The sequence below is a fragment of the Streptomyces sp. NPDC042336 genome, assembly GCF_055581985.1.
The window spans coordinates 69,638-87,407 of the sequence record NZ_JBVJEA010000016.1; the positions used below are offsets into that span (position 1 = coordinate 69,638).

Consider the following 17,770-nt stretch of genomic DNA (forward strand, 5'->3'; position numbering starts at 1 on the left):
CACGCGCCCGCCCGGGGCCCGTACGACTCACCCGCGCAGGTCCACCAGCAGCGGCGGCGCGTGTTCCCCCTTGACGCTGGTCAGCGACAGCACCGCGTGCCCGGCCGGCACGGCGTGCGCCAGCTCGGAGGCCGACCAGCGCTCCCGCTCGACCTGGCGGACGGTCACCGCGCGCGCGGTGGGCGCCTTCCCGGTGATCACCCGGCGGAGCATGTGCACCGCCTTGCCCGCGGGGGTCTCGGCGATGATCTGCCGGTCGGTGACGTCGCGGGCCTCGGTCCACTCCTTGCCCCACACCTCGGCGAAGTCCTGCCCGTCCCAGGGGGTGAGCCCGGAGAGCGCCATCCGGCACCCGATGGCCCCGAGCAGCGGCCCCCGCAGCGCACGCGGTACGTCGTCCAGGGTGCGCAGGGTCAGCACCACGCCGGCACCGGCCGAGCGCAGCCGCTGCACGCCCCGCACCGCCTCCGGCGTCACCACGCCGCTCGCGTCGTCCAGCACCAGGCAGGCGAACAGCGACCGGTCCTCCCGCGCCGAGACGCTCGCCGTGAACTGGGCGAGCACCAGCCGCGCCAGCATCCGGGAGGCGTCGGCGTGCCCCCGCTGGGGCAGGTCGATGCGGACCCGCACCGGGTGGTCGAGGGCCTTGAGGGAGAAGGGCCGGGACTGTCCCGAGGTGTCGAAGAAGGGAGCGAAGGCGGGGCGGTCCAGGAGCGCCACCCGGTCGGCGAGGACGCCGCCCACGTCGCCGGGCCGGTCCATCTGGCGTTCACGCGCGTCCAGTTCGCGCAGCAGGGAGTCCTGCCCGGCCGCGCGCAGCCCCTCGCGCAGCTCGGCCAGCGGTCCGGCGGCGCCCTCCAGCAGCTGCCGCAGTTCCGGCACGCCGGGGAAGCGGCCGTGCACCGCGCGGAAGGGGCCGAGCAGCTGGGCGAGGACGGTGGTGGAGCGCCGGGTGTCGCCGCCCTGGTGCTGCTCGGTGAGGTCGCCGACCAGCGCTTCCGCGAGGACGACGGCGGCCTCGTCGGGGTCGGTGGTGCCGCCGTACAGGTCCAGGTCGTACACGGAGTCCGGGTTGCCGATCCGTACGACGACGTCGTAGGCGTCGGCCGGGCCGAGGTCCGCGCCCGCCGCGCCGACCACGACGACCGCGGCGCGGCCGGCGAGCGCGTGCAGGCACAGCGACTCGGTGAGCGGGCGCACCACGCTGCCGGTCTTGCCGGAGCCCGCGGGTCCGACGGCGAGCAGGGAGGTGCCGAGCAGGTCGGGGCCGAGGGCGAGGCCGGCGCCGCGGTAGGCATAGGGGTTGCGGGCGTCGTCGGCGGCCGTGCCGATGCGCACCTGGCCGGTGACGAGGTCGTGCCGGGCCTGCCGGACGGGCAGGTCGCGGGCGCCGGAGGGGTGCGGGCAGGCGCCGGCACCGTGGCTGAGCACCGCGCCGGTGAAGGTGGCGAGGCTGTGCCGTCCCCGCTGCACGCCCTGCCAGGCGCGGACGATGCGGGCGTGGTCGACGTCCCGCATGAGCCCGGAGCGGGCGTCCGCGGCGAGCCGTTCGGCGGCGTCGTGGGCACCGGCGGCGCGGAGCGCGGGCCAGGCGGCGGGGTCCTCCTCGGGAGCGGGCACGGGGCCGCCGGCGGGGGTGGCACGGCGCCAGGCGGGCGGGCCGTAGCGCCGCCAGATCTCGCCCCAGCGGCCGAGCCGGCCGACGGCGACCATGATGATGCCGGCGATCAGGACGTAGTAGGCGTAGACGACCACGACCGAGGCGAAGCTGTGGGGCTCAGCCCAGGAGTCTGGGATCATCGCGTAGAGGGGCAGCAGCCACCAGCCGCCGAGGTAGCCGTTCCACAGCAGCGACCAGATCAGCCAGCCGACCAGGAAGGCGATCACCGCGCCGCTCAGCAGCTGCCTGCCCGGCACCCGCTCGGGCTCCTCCTCGGGCCGCGGCCGGTGTCCGAACCGCCACACGCCGGGCAGCGCCTGGGGCCGCGGGGTGCGCAGCCAGGTCAGGAAGGCCGAACCGTCCCCGGTCCCCGGTGCCCGCGTCGGCCGCGGCGGCACCGTGGGCGGCACCGCGGGCACCTCGGGAGGTCCCGCCGGGCGCGGCACCGGATTCGCATGCGTGCCCCGCGCGTCCCGGGTCCCGTCGCCGTCCATCGCCCTTGCCCCCTGACCAGCCGCTCCATCCACCATCAGCGAGCCAATCTAACGCCCTCCCAAGGGGAGTTCATCGCTTACGCGGCCGGGCCCGCGTCGACGTGTCCATATGTCGCCGTTTCCGACACCTGTCCATGTCGGACAACCGGCCACGCGGACAACGCCCACATGGAGCATGCCCACCCCGCACCCCCGGTCCTAGCCTGCGAGAAAAGAAGTCAAGCGTTTGCCCGCACGACCCCAGGAGCCCCCATGACCGCCCTTCCGCAGGAGCGCCGCGTCGTCACCGCCATCCCCGGCCCGAAGTCGCAGGAGCTGCAGGCCCGCCGTACGGCCGTGGTCGCGCAGGGTGTGGGCTCCACGCTGCCCGTGTTCGTGGCGCGCGCCGGCGGCGGGGTGATCGAGGACGTCGACGGCAACCGTCTGATCGACTTCGGTTCGGGCATCGCGGTGACCTCCGTCGGCGCCTCCGCCGAGGCCGTCGTACGCAAGGCGTCCGCGCAGCTCGCCGACTTCACCCACACCTGTTTCATGGTCACGCCGTACGAGGGCTACGTCGCCGTCGCCGAGGCGCTGGCCGAGCTGACGCCGGGCGACCACGACAAGAAGTCGGCCCTGTTCAACAGCGGTGCCGAGGCCGTGGAGAACGCCGTCAAGATCGCGCGGGCGTACACCAGGCGGCAGGCCGTGGTCGTCTTCGACCACGGGTACCACGGCCGGACCAACCTGACGATGGCGCTGACCGCGAAGAACATGCCGTACAAGCACGGCTTCGGCCCGTTCGCGCCCGAGGTGTACCGCGTGCCGGTCGCCTACGGCTACCGCTGGCCGACCGGTGCCGAGAACGCCGGTCCGGAGGCCGCCGCGCAGGCGATCGACCAGATCACCAAGCAGGTCGGCGCCGAGAACGTGGCCGCGATCGTGATCGAGCCGGTGCTCGGTGAGGGTGGCTTCATCGAGCCGGCCAAGGGCTTCCTGCCCGCGATCAGCCAGTTCGCCAAGGACAACGGCATCGTCTTCGTCGCGGACGAGATCCAGTCCGGCTTCTGCCGCACCGGCCAGTGGTTCGCCTGCGAGGACGAGGGCATCGTCCCGGACCTGATCACGACGGCCAAGGGCATCGCGGGCGGTCTGCCGCTGTCCGCCGTCACCGGCCGCGCCGAGATCATGGACGCCGCGCACTCCGGCGGCCTCGGCGGCACCTACGGCGGCAACCCGGTGGCCTGCGCGGGCGCGCTCGGCGCCATCGAGACGATGAAGGAGCTGGACCTCAACGCCCGCGCGAAGGACATCGAGGCGGTCATGAAGTCCCGCCTGGCCGCGATGGCCGAGAAGTTCGACGTCATCGGCGACGTCCGGGGCCGCGGCGCGATGATCGCGATCGAGCTGGTCAAGGACCGCGCCACCAAGGAGCCGAACCCGGAGGCGACCGCCGCGCTCGCCAAGGCCTGTCACCAGGAGGGCCTGCTGGTCCTGACCTGTGGCACCTACGGCAACGTGCTGCGCTTCCTGCCCCCGCTGGTCATCGGGGAGGACCTGCTGAACGAGGGCCTCGACATCATCGAGCAGGCCTTCACCCGCGTCTGAGGACGAGCGTCGAACGCGCATCTGAGCTGCGGTTCGCACGCCTGGCGGGGCGACCGGCAGAGCGTGTGAAGAACGTGTGCGGGGTGGATGGCAGGACGCCGATGGCCCTGTCCTGAGCGCACCCCCTGCCGTAGGTTCTACGCAGATGAGAGATACACCCGCCCACAGGGGACTGTGGGCGGATCATCAGGACGAGGCTTCCCCGGCTTCGACCTGGTCGTGCCTCGCGCACACAACCGGAGCCCACGGGTTCCGGCTTCCTCACCGATCGGACGGTCGCCCGCCCCAAACCCCCCGGGGCGCGCGGCGTTCCGGTCAGGACGACCGCCTCGGCACTCGGGACGGTGGTTCACCGAAGGGCCGACACACTCCCCCCCTTGTGTCGGCCCTTCGGTGTGTCACCCCCTGTTCTGTTCATCCCTCCGCTTCTCCGCGGGTCTCCTCGCGAGGGTCCTCCCCCGTGACGCGGGCCAGCAGGGCGCGGGCCTCGCCGGTGCGCGGATGGGCGGGGTGCAGCCGCGATTCGCAGTCGGCCAGCGACCGTCGTACGGCGGCCTCCGCCTCGGCGCGGCGTCCCAGGCCGTGCAGGGCCTCGGCGGTGACCAGGTCCCGGTACCCGGCGGCATGGCGGGGCGGCTGCGGCACGTCCCGGCGGACCTCGGCCAGCGCCTCCTCGTGGCGGCCCTGCCCGTTCAGGCTGCGCGCCAGCGTGGTGCGCAGGACGCCGGCGGCGGGCCCGTCCGTCCGGGACAGGTTGCCACGGGCGACTGCCTCCGCCTCCTCGTGCCGGGCCAGCCCGCACAGCACGGTGGCCAGGTGCCCGAGGGTGGTGATCTCCAGCGCCGACACCGGGGCGCGGTGGGCGATCCGGTTCAGCTCGCCCAGGATGCCGTTCGCCTCCGTCTCCGCCTCCGCGTACCGCCGCAGGCCGGACAGGGCGACCACGCGGTTGCCGCGGGCGATCAGCCGCAGCATCTGCGAGTTGAGGCCGGCCGGCTCCAGTTCCGCGATCAGCGTGTCCAGTTCGTCCAGCGCCTCGGCCACCCGGCCGTGCATGACGGCCGTTCCCGTGGCCAGTACCCTCGCCTCCCAGTGCGGCGGACGCCTCCGCCAGGGGCGCCGCGGGAGCGCGGCCAGGGCCCGTGCCTCGGCCTCGACCTCCTCGTACCGGCCCTCCTTGCTCATGGTCCGCAGCCGTGTGAAGGTCTCTCCCCACTGGCTGTCCCGTGCCGTTCGTATGGTCGTCACGGGCGGTGAGACTACGCGAGGGCGGGCCTGCGAAGCTGGGCGTCATGCCGGTCTCCGCCCCGCCACGCGTCCCCTCCGCCCTCGTCGGGCTTCCCGTGCTCCTCTTCGTCCTGATCACCTGGCAGGTCGTCGCCGACGGCCCGTTGGCCGAGGCGGACGAGCGGCTGAGCCGGGCGCTCGTCCACCCGGACCGGTTCTCCGAACTGCTGTCCGACCTCGGCAATGTGCAGGTGGCCGTGCCCGTCCTGGTCGTGGCGCTGGTGTACGCGGCGTGGCACGGGCGCGCCACAGGTATGGACCGCTGGTGGCTGCCGCCCCTCGCGGGGGCACTGGCGATGGTCCTGGTGCCGGCGCTGGTGGCCCCCCTGAAGGAGTGGACCGACCGCCCCGGCACCCCGGCGGTGCCCCCGGCGGTCGGCTACTACCCCTCGGGCCACACCGCCACGGCGGTCGTCGCGTACGGCGCGGCGACGCTGCTGCTGCTCGGGCGGCTGCGCGCGCCGGCCGTGCGCCGCACGCTGGTGGTGCTGTGCGCCCTGCTGGTGCTCGGCACCTCCTACGGGCTGGTGCGGCGGGGCTACCACTGGCCGCTGGACGTGGTGGCGAGCTGGTGCCTGGGGGTGGTGCTGCTGGCCGGGGTCCGGCTGGTGGACCGCCGGACCCCGCGGGGCGTCAGCCGAAGTACGCGTCGAAGTTCTTCTGGAACTCCCAGTTCGAGTAGCGGTCCCAGTTGATCGACCACGTCATCAGGCCGCGCAGGGCGGGCCAGGTGCCGTGGGTCGCGTACGAGCCGCAGTCGGTCTTCTTGGTCAGGCAGTTCAGGGTCTTGGTGACCTCGGCCGGGGAGACGTGGCCGTTGCCCGCGTTGGTGGAGGCGGGCATGCCGATCGCGACCTGGTCCGGGCGCAGCGGCGGGAAGACGTTGTTCGCGTCGCCCGCGACCGGGAAGCCGGTGAGCAGCATGTCGGTCATGGCGATGTGGAAGTCGGCGCCGCCCATGGAGTGGTACTGGTTGTCCAGGCCCATGATCGGGCCCGAGTTGTAGTCCTGGACGTGCAGCAGGGTCAGGTCGTCGCGCAGGGCGTGGATCACGGGCAGGTAGGCCCCGGCCCGCGGGTCCTGGCCGCCCCACTTGCCGGTGCCGTAGTACTGGTGGCCGAGCTGGACGAAGAAGGTCTCGGGCGCCATGGTCAGTACGAAGCCGTCGCCGTACTTGGCCTTGAGGGTCTTCACGGCCGAGATGAGGTTGACGACCACGGGGGTCTTCGGGTTCTTGAAGTCCGTGTCGTCGGCGTTCAGCGAGAGCGAGTGGCCCTCGAAGTCGATGTCGAGGCCGTCCAGGCCGTACTCGTCGATGATCGCGGAGACGGAGGAGACGAACGTGTCGCGGGCGGCGGCGGTGGTGAGCTGCACCTGGCCGTTCTGTCCGCCGATGGAGATCAGCACCTTCTTGCCGGCCGCCTGCTTGGCCTTGATCGCGGCCTTGAACTCGGCGTCGCTCTCCACGTTCGGGCATTCGCTGACCGGGCAGCGCTCGAAGCGGATGTCGCCGGAGGTGACCGAGGTGGGCTCGCCGAAGGCCAGGTCGATGACGTCCCAGCTGTCGGGCACGTCGGCCATGCGGGTGTAGCCGGAGCCGTTGGCGAAGCTCGCGTGGAGGTAGCCGACCAGGGCGTGGGCCGGGAGGTCGGAGGAGCCGCCGCCGTCGTCCGGGCGCTGGGCGGTGGTCGCCGTGACCGTGGCGGAGCGGGCCGACTCGCCCGCGTCGTTGACCGCGGTGACCTGGAAGGAGTACGCCGTCGAGGGGGCCAGTCCGGTCACGGTGGTGGACGTGCCGGTGACGGTGGCCGCCTTGGCGCCGTCGCGGTAGACGGCGTATCCCGTCGCGCCCGGCACCGGTGACCAGGACAGGGCGACGCCGGAGGAGGTCACGGAGCCGGTCTTCAGGCCGCCCGGTGCCGCCGGGGGCTGACCCGTCTCGCCGCCCGGGCCGGTGAGGGAGATGTCGTCGGCGTGATAGGCGCCGGTGCCGTACCAGCCGTGGGTGTAGATCGTGACCTTGGTGGTCGACGGGCCGGTGCGGAAGGTGGTCGTCAGCTGCTTCCAGTCGGGGGCGGACTGGGCCCAGGTGGAGACGTCGGTGGTGCCGGTGCCGCTCGCGCCGAGGTAGACGTAGGTGCCCTGGACGTATCCGGAGAGCGTGTACTGGGAGTCCGGTCTGACGGACACCGTCTGGGCGCAGCGGGCGTTGTCGGCGCCGGCCGGGGTGGCCTTCAGGGCCGTCGTGCCGCTGTGGACGGGCGAGGTCACGGTCGTGCCCGCGGTACAGGTCCAGCCGTCGAGCGTGGACTCGAAGCCGCCGTTGCGGGCGAGGTCCGCGTCGGCCGCACGGGCGGCCGACGTGAGCGCGGTCAGGCCGGACGCGGCGAGCGCCGCGGCCGTGAGCACGGTGACGAGGGGGCGACGGGCGAGAGGTCTGGCGCGTTCCACAAGTGCCTCCGGACATGGGGGAGATGGGGAGGACGGAGCGCGCCCAACTTGGTCCAGACCAATTCTGTTGTCAACCCCTTGCGCACCTCACCGCCGGTTACCCCCCGCTCTCCTCCGCCGCGAGGGCCGCCGCCGCCTCGTGCATCGCCAGCTCCAGGAGCGAGGGATCGGTGAGGGTGCCGGTCCCGTCCGGCGGGATCAGCCAGCGGGTGCCGCCGGACGACAGTCCGCCGGGGTACGGCACCACGATCCAGGTGCCGAGCCCGGCGGTCCGGATGCCGGTGCCGACCCAGCGGGCCGCCGTGCCGGCCGGCACGAAGAAGCCCGTGCGCGCGTCGCCGAAGTCGGCGAGCACCGGGCCTGGCTGGTCCAGGACGCGGGAGAGCACGTCCAGGGTCGGATAGCCGAGCCTGCTCGGCAGGATGAGCACGTCCCAGGCCTTGCCCGCGGGCAGCAGCGCGACGCCCGAAGGGTCGCGCTCCCAGTCCCGTCGGCAGGACTCGGGATCCGGTGCGACGGATGCCAGCCACGCGACCGCCGTCTTCGCACCAGGCATGTGAAACCTCCCTTTCACTCGTCGACGCGGGGTGCGTCACGAGGGAGAGGGAGGTCTCCCGGCAGCATTACGCGGGTTGTCGTGCCTCGTTGGGGTGAACCGGGTCACAGGCCCGCACAGCGAGGCGGCTCAGCTGTCGAAGCCGAGGCCCAGCCGGTCCATCGTCCGCAGCCACAGGTTGCGCCTGCCGCCGTGCGCGTCCGCGCGGGCCAGCGACCACTTGGTGAGCGCGATGCCGGTCCAGGCGAAGGGCTCGGGCGGGAACGGCAGCGGCTTCCTGCGCACCATCTCCAGCGCGGTGCGCTCGGTGCGCTCTCCCGACAGCAGGTCCAGCATGACCTCGGCGCCGAACCGGGTCGCGCCCACGCCGAGACCGGTGTACCCGGCCGCGTAGGCGACCTTGCCCTGGTGCGCGGTGCCGAAGAACGCCGAGAAGCGCGAGCAGGTGTCGATGGCGCCGCCCCAGGCGTGGGTGAAGCGGACGCCCTCCAGCTGCGGGAAGCAGGCGAAGAAGTGCCCGGCGAGCTTGGCGTAGGTCTCGGGGCGGTCGTCGTACTCGGCGCGCACCCGGCCGCCGTACGGGTAGACGGCGTCGTAGCCGCCCCACAGGATCCGGTTGTCGCGGGACAGCCGGAAGTAGTGGAACTGGTTGGCGCTGTCCCCGAGTCCCTGCCGGTTCTTCCACCCGATCGAGGCGAGCTGCGCGTCGCCGAGCGGCTCGGTCATCAGCGCGTAGTCGTAGACCGGGACGGTGTACGGGCGGACCCTGCGGACGAGGTTCGGGAAGATGTTGGTGCCGAGCGCGACCGTGCGGGCGCGGACCCCGCCGTACGGGGTGCGTACGGCCATGCCGGCGCCGTACGGCTTGAGGGTGAGCGCCGGGGTGTTCTCGTAGACGCGGACGCCCAGGGCCAGGCAGGCGCGCTTGAGGCCCCAGACCAGCTTGGCGGGGTTGACCATCGCCACGCCGCGCCGGTCCCACAGGCCGGCCCGGAAGGTCGGGGAGTCGACCTGTTCCCGTACGGCGTCGGCGTCCAGGTACTCGATGCCCTCGGCGAGACCCTTGGCGCGGATCTCCTCGTACCACTGCTCGAGTTCGCGGGCCTGGTACGGCTCGGTGGCGACGTCGATCTCGCCGGTGCGCTCGAAGTCGCAGTCGAGGCCGTGCCGGGCGACCGCCGCCTCGATCGCGTCGAGGTTGCGGGCGCCCAGCTCCTCCAGCTTGTGGATCTCGTCCGGCCAGCGGCTGAGGCCGTTGGACAGGCCGTGGGTGAGGGAGGCGGCGCAGAAGCCGCCGTTGCGGCCGGAGGCGGCCCAGCCCACCTCGCGGCCCTCGACCAGTACCACGTCCCGCCCCGGGTCGCGCTCCTTGGCGATCAGCGCGGTCCACAGTCCGCTGTAGCCGCCGCCGACGACCAGCAGGTCGCAGGTCTCGGCGCCGGTGAGGGCGGCCTCGGGACGGGGGCGGCCGGGGTCGTCCAGCCAGTACGGGACCGGCTGGGCGTCGGAAAGGGATTTCGTCCAGTCGTTGCTGCGGCTCATGGCGCTCGGGGCCATGATTTCAACTCCCTACGAATACAGCTGACGTGCTTGCACCGATGTGCTTTACGCCTTGCGGCGGTTTCGGCGGTTGCCGATGACCATGGAGGCCAGGACGAACAGTACGGCGATGACGAACATGGCCGTACCGATGACATTGATCTGGACGGGCGTGCCGCGCTGGGCCGATCCCCAGACGAACATGGGGAAGGTGACCGTGGAGCCCGCGTTGAAATTGGTGATGATGAAATCGTCGAAGGACAGCGCGAAGGCGAGCAGCGCGCCGGCCGCGATACCGGGGGCGGCGATGGGCAGCGTGACCCGGACGAAGGTCTGGAAGGGACCGGCGTACAGGTCCTGCGCCGCCTGCTCCAGCCTCGGGTCCATCGACATCACGCGCGCCTTGACGGCCGTCACGACGAAGCTGAGGCAGAACATGATGTGGGCGATCAGGATCGTCCAGAAGCCCAGCTGAGCACCCATGTTGAGGAAGAGGGTGAGCAGCGAGGCGGCCATCACGACCTCGGGCATCGCCATCGGCAGGAAGATCAGCGAGTTGATCGCGCCCCGGGCGCGGAAGCGGTAGCGGACCAGCGCGAAGGCGATCGCGGTGCCGAGCGCGGTGGCACCCAGCGTCGCCCAGAGGGCGATCTGGAGGCTGAGCGAGAGGGAACCGCACAGCCCGGCGACCCCGCACGGGTCCTTCCAGGCGTCCGTGGAGAACTGCTGCCACTCGTAATTGAAGCGTCCGTTCGGCTTGTTGAACGAGAACACCGTGACGACGACGTTGGGCAGCAGCAGATAGGCGAGCGTCAGCAGTCCGGCGATCACGACCAGATTGCGCTTGAACCAGTTGACGAAGGTCATTTAAACCAGATCCTCCGTGCCGGACTTGCGAATGTAGAAGGTGACCATGGCGAGAATCGCGGCCATGAGGACGAAGGACAGCGCCGCGGCCGTCGGATAGTCCAGCACCCGCAGGAACTGGGACTGGATCACGTTGCCGATCATTCCGGTGTCGGCCGAGCCGAGCAGGGAGGCGTTGACGTAGTCGCCGGTCGCCGGGATGAAGGTCAGCAGGGTGCCGGAGACCACGCCCGGCATCGACAGCGGGAAGGTGACCTTGCGGAACACCGTGGACGGCTTCGCGTACAGGTCCCCCGCCGCCTCGTGCAGCCGGCCGTCGATGCGCTCCAGGGAGGTGTAGAGCGGCAGGATCATGAAGGGCAGGAAGTTGTACGTCAGGCCGCAGACCACCGCGAGCGGGGTGGCCAGCACGCGGTCGCCGGAGGTCCAGCCCAGCCAGCCGGTGACGTCCAGGACGTGCAGCGTGTTCAGGGCGCCGACCACCGGCCCGCCGTCCGCCAGGATCGTCTTCCAGGCCAGGGTGCGGATCAGGAAGCTGGTGAAGAACGGCGCGATCACCAGGATCATGATCAGGTTCCGCCAGCGGCCCGCGCGGAAGGCGATGAGATACGCGAGCGGGTAGCCGAGCAGCAGGCACAGCACGGTCGCGGAGGCGGCGTAGGCGACCGAGCGCAGGAACTGCGGCCAGTACTCGGACACCGCGTCCCAGTAGGTCACGAAGTGCCAGGTGACCTTGTAGCCCTCCTCCAGCGAGCCCGTCTGCACGGACGTGGAGGCCTGGTAGACCATCGGCGCCGCGAAGAAGACGACCAGCCACAGGATGCCGGGCAGCAGCAGCCAGTACGGCGTCCAGCGGCCGCGTTTGCGCGGTGGGCGCTTCTCGGGCGCGGCCGGGGTCAGCGGGGGTGGCGCCTCGGTGAGGGTGGACATCAGGCGGCCTCGCCCTCGGCCACACCGGCGTCGCCCATCGTCCCGGCAAGCACGGACTGGTCGGCGTCCAGCCCGAAGGTGTGCGCCGGGTTCCAGTGCAGGACGACCTCGGCGCCGGGCGCGAGCCGGGGGTCGCGGTCGATGTTCTGGGCGTAGACCTCGAACTCGGGGCAGGCGGCGCAGTCCACGACGTACTGGGTGGAGACGCCGATGAAACTGGTGTTGCTGATCCTGCCGGTGATGCGGTTGCGGCCCTCGGGGACGGAGCCCGCGTCGTCCGCGTGGGTGAGGCTGATCTTCTCGGGGCGGACCCCGACCAGGAGCCTGCCGCCCGCCTTCGCCGGCGTGGAACACCGGGCGCCGGGCAGCACCAGCTTGTCGCCGGCCGCCTTCACGACGACGTCGTCGCCGCTGCGGGTGTCGACCTCGGCCTCGATGAGGTTGGAAGTGCCCAGGAAGTTGGCGACGAAGGTGGTGCGCGGGTTCTCGTACAGGTCGGCTGGGGCGCCCAGTTGCTCGACCCGGCCCGCGTTCATCACGGCGACCTGGTCGGCCATGGTCATGGCCTCCTCCTGGTCGTGGGTGACGTGCACGAAGGTGATGCCGACCTCGGTCTGGATGCGCTTGAGCTCCAGCTGCATCTGCCGGCGCAGCTTGAGGTCCAGGGCGCCGAGGGGTTCGTCGAGGAGCAGCACCTTGGGGTGGTTGATCAGGGCGCGGGCGACTGCGACGCGCTGCTGCTGGCCGCCGGAGAGCTGGTGCGGCTTCTTGCGCGCCTGCTCGCCGAGCTGGACCAGGTCGAGCATCTCCCCGACCTGCTTCTTCACGCTCTTGATGCCGCGCCGGCGCAGGCCGAAGGCGACGTTCTCGTAGATGTCGAGGTGCGGGAAGAGGGCGTAGGACTGGAAGACCGTGTTGACCGGCCGTTTGTAGGGCGGCAGCGCGGTCACGTCCTGGTCGCCGAGGTGGACGGTGCCGCCGCTCGGTTCCTCCAGTCCGGCGATCATGCGCAGGGTGGTGGTCTTGCCGCAGCCGGAGGCGCCGAGCAGGGCGAAGAAGGAGCCCTGGGGGACGGTCAGGTCGAGCGGGTGCACGGCGGTGAAGGAGCCGTAGGTCTTGCTGATGCCGGCCAGGCGGACGTCGCCGCCGCCGTCCGTCGCGGCCGTCTGGTTCTTCGTCGTGTTGGTCGTCATCGTCGTCACGCCCCGGTGAGCTTCGCGAACTTCTCTTCGTATGCCGTCTCTTCCTTCGGACTCAGGGAGCGGAAGGAGTGCGACTTGGCCTGCATGGCCTTGTCGGGAATGATCAGCGGGTTGTTCGCCGCGTCCTCGTCGATCTTCGCCAGGTCGTCCTTCACGCCGTCGACGGGGCAGACGAAGTTGATGTAGGCGGCGAGTTCCGCGGCCGGGCCCGGTTCGTAGTAGTAGTCGATGAGCCGTTCGGCGTTCGTCTTGTGCCGTGCCTTGTTGGGGATCAGCATGTTGTCGCTCGACGTGACGTAGCCGCTGTCCGGGATGACGAAGTCGATGTCCGGGTTGTCCGCCTTGAGCTGGACCACGTCACCGGCCCAGGCCAGACAGGCCGCGAAGTCGCCCTTGCTGAGGTCGGACGTGTAGTCGTTGCCGGTGAAGCGGCGTATCTGACCGCGGTCGACGCCCTTCTGGAGCCGGGCGATCCCCGCGTCGTAGTCGTCGTCGGAGAAGCGGGCCGGGTCCTTGCCCATGTCCAGCAGCATCATGCCCATGGTGTCGCGCATCTCGGTGAGGAAGCCGACCCGGCCCTTGAGCTTCGGGTTGTCGAGCAGGTCGGAGACCGACGTCACCTCGATGCCGTCCAGGGCCTTCTTGTTGTAGGCGATGACGGCGGAGATGCCCTGCCACGGGTAGGAGTAGGCCCGGCCGGGGTCCCAGTCGGGGCTGCGGAACTGGGGCGACAGGTTGGCGAAGGCGTGCGGCAGGTTGGCCGGGTCCAGTTTCTGGACCCAGCCGAGGCGGATCAGGCGGGCGGCCAGCCAGTCGGTGAGGACGATGATGTCGCGCCCGGTCTCCTGGCCCGCGGCGAGCTGCGGCTGGATCTTGCCGAAGAACTCGCTGTTGTCGTTGATGTCCTCGGTGTAGGTGACCTTGACACCGGTGCGCTTGGTGAACGCCTCCAGCGTGGGGTGCCGCCGGCCGCTCTCGTCGACGTCCATGTACTCGGTCCAGTTGGAGAAGCGGACCTGCTTCTCCTCCTTCGAGTGGTCCTCGACGGAGACGCCGCCCTCGGTCTTGCCGGCCGCCGGGATGCCGCAGCCGCTCAGCACGCCGAGGCCGCCGACCGCGAGCGCGCCGCCCGTGGAGGCGCGCAGCAGCGAACGGCGGGTGAGGGCGGCCCGGCCGCTCCTGAGACTGCGCCGCACGGCGGCCGCTCGGGCCGGGGACAGGCGGTCTGGCTGGTACTGCTCCATGCGCGTGGTTGCCCTTTCGGGTGGGTCGGCCGTGGTCGGCGGCCTGGCGTGATGGCTATCGGTCCCCGAAGACGGTGCGGTGCCAGTCCTTGGCCGCCACCGCGGTGTTGTCGAACATGACGTGCTTGACCTGCGTGTACTCCTCGAAGGAGTAGGCGGACATGTCCTTGCCGAAGCCGGACGCCTTGTACCCGCCGTGCGGCATCTCGCTGATGATCGGGATGTGGTCGTTGATCCACACGCAGCCCGCCTTGATCTCGCGGGTGGCGCGGTTCGCGCGGTACACGTCCCGGCTCCAGGCGGAGGCGGCGAGCCCGTACGGCGTGTCGTTGGCCAGCCGGAGGCCCTCGTCGTCGGTGTCGAAGGGCAGCACGACCAGGACCGGCCCGAAGATCTCGGACTGGACGGCCTCGCTGTCCTGCGCGGCGTCCGCGATGAGGGTGGGCCGGTAGTAGGCGCCGTCCTTGAGGTCGCCCTCGGGCGCCTCGCCGCCGCACACCACGCGCGCGTAGGAGCGGGCGCGCTCGACGAACCCGGCGACGCGGTCCCGCTGGACATGGCTGACCAGCGGGCCGAGGTCGGTGCCGGGGGCGAAGGGGTCGCCGACGCGGACGGTGTCCATGAGGGCGGCGGTCTTCTCGACGAACGCCTCGTACAGGGGTCGCTGTACGTACGCGCGCGTGGCGGCCGTGCAGTCCTGGCCGGTGTTGATGAGCGCGCCCGCGACCGCGCCGTTGACGGCGGCGTCCAGGTCGGCGTCGTCGAAGACCAGGAAGGGTGCCTTGCCGCCCAGCTCCAGGTGGAGGCGCTTGACGGTGGCGGTGGCGACCTCGGCGACGCGCTTGCCGACGGCGGTGGAGCCGGTGAAGGAGGTCATGGCGACGTCGGGGTGCGCGACGAGGTGCTCGCCCGCCTCCCGTCCGGTGCCGCTGACGATGTTGATCACACCGTCCGGGATACCGGCCTCGGTCGCCGCCTGGGCGAACATCAGGGAGGTCAGCGGGGTGATCTCGGCGGGCTTCAGCACGATGGTGTTGCCCGCGGCGATCGCCGGGAGGATCTTCCAGGCTGCCATCTGGAGCGGGTAGTTCCAGGGTGCGACGGACCCGACCACGCCGATCGGCTCGCGCCGCACGTAAGAGGTGTGGTCGCCGGAGTACTCCCCCGCCGACTGCCCCTGGAGGTGCCGGGCGGCGCCGGCGAAGAAGGCCGCGTTGTCGACGGTGCCCGGCACGTCGAACTCACGGGTCAGCTTCAGCGGCTTGCCGCACTGCAGGGACTCCGCGCGGGCGAAGTCCTCGGCGCGCTCGGCGAGGACGGCGGCGAACCGGTGCAGGGCGTCGGAGCGCTCGCCCGGGGTGGCGCCGGCCCAGCCGGGGAACGCCGCCCGCGCGGCGGCGACCGCCGCGTCGACGTCGTCCGCGCCGGCCAGCTCGTAGGTGAGGACGTCCTCGCCGGTCGCCGGGTCGACGACGGTGTGCGTCCGTCCGGAGGTGCCCTTCGTCAGACGGCCCGCGATGTACTGGGCCCCGTCCGCGAAGCGGTCCTGGGCCGGGAATCGGTCCGGGGTGGCGTTGCCCGGGTTGTGCATGTCGGCTCTCCTCGGTCTCCCCGTGGCGGGGGCCGGCGTGGCTCAGGCTCGATGTGAGTGCCGATCCTGACAGAGCACTAGGCCACCAACAAGTGATTCCGTTGTTGCCATTTGGTTACGCGACGGAATCTGTCGACCAGGTGTCGAGTCGCCACGGAAAAGGACGGACGGAGTGTCAGTGGCGCGTGCCACACTCGCGTGCATGGAGAAGATCACGGGGGCGGAGCGGGTTCCGGAGGCGCGGCGGAGCGGGGGTGCGATGGAGAGCATCGACAGCCGGGAAGCGCTGGTCGCGCGGGTCCGGGCGGGCGCGCGGATCAAGTACCTGCACTTCTGGGGGCACCGGCCGCTCCCGGACGGCAGGGTCGGGCCGAGTTGTCTGAGCCAGTGGTGGCCGTCGCCGTTCACGGTGGCCGGGGTGGAGTACCGGACGGCCGAGCACTGGATGATGGCGGGCAAGGCCCGGCTCTTCCGGGACCCGGAGGCCGAGCGACGCGTGCTGGCTGCGGCTCACCCCGCGGAGGCGAAGAAGGCGGGCCGGCTCGTGCGCGGCTTCGACGACGCGGTGTGGGAGCGGGAGCGCTTCCGGATCGTGGTGGAGGGCAGCGTCCACAAGTTCGCCTCGGACCCGGCGCTGCGGGATTTCCTGCTGCACACGGGCGAGAGGGTGCTGGTGGAGGCGAGCCCCGTGGACCGGGTGTGGGGCATCGGCCTGGCCGCGGACGACGAGGCGGCGAGCGACCCGGAGCGCTGGCGGGGTCCCAATCTGCTGGGCTTCGCGCTGATGGCGGCCCGGGAGCGGCTGAGAGGGCGCTGAGCGGTACAGCGCCCTCTGCGGCGGGCCGACGCGGCCGGTCGGCCCGGGCGAGGGGGCGGTCCGCGGGGGCGGGGCTCAGCCCGCGCGGTACCACTCCGCGAGCAGGAAGGCCAGGTCCAGCGCCTGTGCGTGGTTGAGGCGTGGATCGCACGCCGTCTCGTACCGGTGCGGCAGGGTGTCCAGGCCGACGGTGCTGCTCCCGCCCAGGCACTCGGTGACGTCGTCCCCGGTGAGTTCCAGATGGACGCCTCCCGGGTGGCTGCCGAGGGCGCGGTGCACCTCCACGAAGCCCCGGACCTCGTCGGCGATCGCGTCGAAATGCCGGGTCTTGTGTCCGGTCGGTGCGACGAACGTGTTCCCGTGCATCGGGTCGCTGACCCAGCAGACGAGGGCGCCCTCCGCGGCGACCTTCTCCACCAGCGGCGCCAGCAGGTCCCGTACCCGCTCCGCGCCCATCCGGACGACGAAGGTCAGCCGGCCAGGCTCCCGGTCCGGGTCGAGCCGGTCGACGTACCGCAGGACCTCGTCCGCCGTCGCCTTCGGCCCCAGCTTGACGGCGACCGGGTTGCGGATGCCGGCCGCGTAGTCGATGTGCGCGCCGTCCGGCCGGCGCGTGCGCTCCCCCACCCACAGCAGATGGCCGCTGGTGCCGTAGCTCCTGCCGGTCTGCGGATCGGTGCGGGTCAGCGCACGCTCGTAGTCGAGCAGCAGGGCCTCGTGACTGACGTGGAACTCGGCCGTGGCCAGGGGGCGGGTGTCGCCCCCGCAGGCGCGCAGGAAGGCGAGCGCCCGCTGGATCTCGTCGGCCAGGCGTTCGTAGCGCCACCCGCTGGGCGCGGCGGCGACGAAGGCGCGGTTCCACTCGTGCACCTGCGCCAGATCGGCGAAGCCACCGGTCGTCAGCGCCCGCACCAGGTTGAGCGTGGTCGACGACGTCTCGTACATCCGCAGCATGCGGGCCGGGTCGGGGGTCCGCTCACGCGCCGAGAAGCCCGGCGCGTTGACCGCGTCCCCGCGGTACGACGGCAGTCGCACGCCGTCCCGCTCCTCGAACGTCCGGGACCGGGGCTTGGCGAACTGCCCGGCCATCCGGCCGACCTTCACCACGGGCAGCGACGCGCCGTGGGCCAGTACCACCGCCATCTGCAGCAGGGTGCGCAGCTTGCCGGCGACCGACTCCTGTGTCGCGGTGGCGAACGTCTCCGCGCAGTCACCGCCCTGGAGCAGCAGTGCCTCGCCCCGGGCGACCGCGGCGAGCCGCGTGCGCAAGGTCTCGCACTCCGCGGGGAAGACCAGCGGCGGCGCCGCGGCCAGCTTTCCGGTGACCTCACGCAGCTGCTCCGGGTCCGGCCACTCCGGCTGCTGATCGGCCGCCGGTCGCGGACCTGTTCCGTGTTCCGACGCCATTTCGGCTCCCTCGGTTCTCTGCGGCCACCTACCGGACATCTCACTTCAATGGCCGGCCGCATTTCCGTCAAGCGCACGCGGAGTTGGACCGGCCGCGCACGACGGAATTGGTCTGGCCGCCCGCACGGGCTTCTTGAT

At 71.7% G+C, this 17,770-nt stretch carries 14 protein-coding genes; 3 read left to right on the top strand and 11 right to left on the bottom strand.

What is annotated here, in order from left to right; genetic code table 11:
• Nucleotides 1-27: 27 nt before the first annotated feature.
• Nucleotides 28-2,154 (bottom strand): ATP-binding protein, encoded by a 2,127-nt coding sequence (locus ACZ6IM_RS29000; RefSeq protein WP_469560407.1) that lies wholly within the window; start codon nucleotides 2,152-2,154, stop codon nucleotides 28-30.
• Between the two features lie 252 nt (nucleotides 2,155-2,406).
• Here ACZ6IM_RS29000 and gabT point away from each other — a divergent pair, with 252 nt between their 5' ends.
• Entirely contained in the window at nucleotides 2,407-3,741 is a 1,335-nt protein-coding gene (gene gabT / locus ACZ6IM_RS29005; RefSeq protein WP_469560410.1) for a 4-aminobutyrate--2-oxoglutarate transaminase, read from the top strand.
• A gap of 414 nt (nucleotides 3,742-4,155) precedes the next feature.
• Here gabT and ACZ6IM_RS29010 read toward each other — a convergent pair whose 3' ends face one another.
• Nucleotides 4,156-4,989: a tetratricopeptide repeat protein gene (locus ACZ6IM_RS29010; RefSeq protein WP_469560413.1), complete on the bottom strand. Its 834-nt coding sequence runs from the start codon at nucleotides 4,987-4,989 to the stop codon at nucleotides 4,156-4,158.
• Nucleotides 4,990-5,033: 44 nt separating this feature from the next.
• Between ACZ6IM_RS29010 and ACZ6IM_RS29015 the strand changes: the two genes are divergently transcribed.
• Nucleotides 5,034-5,723: a phosphatase PAP2 family protein gene (locus tag ACZ6IM_RS29015; RefSeq protein WP_052838328.1), complete on the top strand. Its 690-nt coding sequence runs from the start codon at nucleotides 5,034-5,036 to the stop codon at nucleotides 5,721-5,723.
• On the opposite strand, the gene ACZ6IM_RS29020 is transcribed toward ACZ6IM_RS29015, so the two are convergent.
• The 8 genes from ACZ6IM_RS29020 to ACZ6IM_RS29055 form a co-directional block, all read right to left on the bottom strand.
• The gene (locus tag ACZ6IM_RS29020) at nucleotides 5,662-7,479 is read right to left on the bottom strand and encodes a chitinase (protein WP_052838329.1); all 1,818 of its coding nucleotides are present in this window, start codon (nucleotides 7,477-7,479) and stop codon (nucleotides 5,662-5,664) included. The two genes, ACZ6IM_RS29015 and ACZ6IM_RS29020, sit on opposite strands and share 62 nt — an antisense overlap.
• Nucleotides 7,480-7,576: 97 nt before the next feature.
• A complete protein-coding gene (locus ACZ6IM_RS29025; RefSeq protein WP_052838330.1) occupies nucleotides 7,577-8,035 on the bottom strand; it encodes a hypothetical protein in 459 nt (152 codons plus the stop codon).
• Nucleotides 8,036-8,164: 129 nt separating this feature from the next.
• Complete coding sequence (locus ACZ6IM_RS29030) at nucleotides 8,165-9,592, bottom strand: NAD(P)/FAD-dependent oxidoreductase (protein ID WP_052838331.1); 1,428 nt, start codon at nucleotides 9,590-9,592, stop codon at nucleotides 8,165-8,167.
• A gap of 48 nt (nucleotides 9,593-9,640) precedes the next feature.
• Nucleotides 9,641-10,441: an ABC transporter permease gene (locus tag ACZ6IM_RS29035; protein ID WP_052838332.1), complete on the bottom strand. Its 801-nt coding sequence runs from the start codon at nucleotides 10,439-10,441 to the stop codon at nucleotides 9,641-9,643.
• Nucleotides 10,442-11,371 carry an ABC transporter permease gene (locus ACZ6IM_RS29040; protein WP_052838333.1) on the bottom strand — a complete coding sequence of 310 codons (930 nt, stop codon included), beginning with the start codon at nucleotides 11,369-11,371 and terminating at the stop codon, nucleotides 10,442-10,444.
• Nucleotides 11,371-12,564, bottom strand: a complete 1,194-nt coding sequence (locus ACZ6IM_RS29045) for an ABC transporter ATP-binding protein (protein ID WP_052838517.1) — start codon at nucleotides 12,562-12,564, stop codon at nucleotides 11,371-11,373. The genes ACZ6IM_RS29040 and ACZ6IM_RS29045 overlap by 1 nt, the downstream gene beginning before the upstream one ends.
• A 5-nt stretch (nucleotides 12,565-12,569) precedes the next feature.
• Complete coding sequence (locus tag ACZ6IM_RS29050; protein ID WP_052838334.1) at nucleotides 12,570-13,817, bottom strand: ABC transporter substrate-binding protein; 1,248 nt, start codon at nucleotides 13,815-13,817, stop codon at nucleotides 12,570-12,572.
• A gap of 55 nt (nucleotides 13,818-13,872) precedes the next feature.
• Nucleotides 13,873-15,408: a gamma-aminobutyraldehyde dehydrogenase gene (locus ACZ6IM_RS29055; protein WP_052838335.1), complete on the bottom strand. Its 1,536-nt coding sequence runs from the start codon at nucleotides 15,406-15,408 to the stop codon at nucleotides 13,873-13,875.
• A gap of 202 nt (nucleotides 15,409-15,610) precedes the next feature.
• Here ACZ6IM_RS29055 and ACZ6IM_RS29060 point away from each other — a divergent pair, with 202 nt between their 5' ends.
• The gene (locus ACZ6IM_RS29060; RefSeq protein ID WP_469560421.1) at nucleotides 15,611-16,225 is read left to right on the top strand and encodes an NADAR family protein; all 615 of its coding nucleotides are present in this window, start codon (nucleotides 15,611-15,613) and stop codon (nucleotides 16,223-16,225) included.
• A gap of 75 nt (nucleotides 16,226-16,300) precedes the next feature.
• Here ACZ6IM_RS29060 and ACZ6IM_RS29065 read toward each other — a convergent pair whose 3' ends face one another.
• A complete protein-coding gene (locus ACZ6IM_RS29065) occupies nucleotides 16,301-17,632 on the bottom strand; it encodes a class II 3-deoxy-7-phosphoheptulonate synthase (protein WP_052838337.1) in 1,332 nt (443 codons plus the stop codon).
• Nucleotides 17,633-17,770: the final 138 nt, after the last annotated feature.

Bases quoted from the DNA above. Each gene is read 5' to 3' on its own strand.
- ACZ6IM_RS29000 (WP_469560407.1), bottom strand. From the start codon at position 2,154: ATGGACGGCGACGGGACCCGGGACGCGCGGGGCACGCATGCGAATCCG.
- gabT (WP_469560410.1), top strand. From the start codon at position 2,407: ATGACCGCCCTTCCGCAGGAGCGCCGCGTCGTCACCGCCATCCCCGGC.
- ACZ6IM_RS29015 (WP_052838328.1), top strand. From the start codon at position 5,034: ATGCCGGTCTCCGCCCCGCCACGCGTCCCCTCCGCCCTCGTCGGGCTT.
- ACZ6IM_RS29025 (WP_052838330.1), bottom strand. From the start codon at position 8,035: ATGCCTGGTGCGAAGACGGCGGTCGCGTGGCTGGCATCCGTCGCACCG.
- ACZ6IM_RS29030 (WP_052838331.1), bottom strand. From the start codon at position 9,592: ATGGCCCCGAGCGCCATGAGCCGCAGCAACGACTGGACGAAATCCCTT.
- ACZ6IM_RS29035 (WP_052838332.1), bottom strand. From the start codon at position 10,441: ATGACCTTCGTCAACTGGTTCAAGCGCAATCTGGTCGTGATCGCCGGA.
- ACZ6IM_RS29040 (WP_052838333.1), bottom strand. From the start codon at position 11,371: ATGTCCACCCTCACCGAGGCGCCACCCCCGCTGACCCCGGCCGCGCCC.
- ACZ6IM_RS29045 (WP_052838517.1), bottom strand. From the start codon at position 12,564: ATGACGACCAACACGACGAAGAACCAGACGGCCGCGACGGACGGCGGC.
- ACZ6IM_RS29050 (WP_052838334.1), bottom strand. From the start codon at position 13,817: ATGGAGCAGTACCAGCCAGACCGCCTGTCCCCGGCCCGAGCGGCCGCC.
- ACZ6IM_RS29055 (WP_052838335.1), bottom strand. From the start codon at position 15,408: ATGCACAACCCGGGCAACGCCACCCCGGACCGATTCCCGGCCCAGGAC.
- ACZ6IM_RS29060 (WP_469560421.1), top strand. From the start codon at position 15,611: ATGGAGAAGATCACGGGGGCGGAGCGGGTTCCGGAGGCGCGGCGGAGC.
- ACZ6IM_RS29065 (WP_052838337.1), bottom strand. From the start codon at position 17,632: ATGGCGTCGGAACACGGAACAGGTCCGCGACCGGCGGCCGATCAGCAG.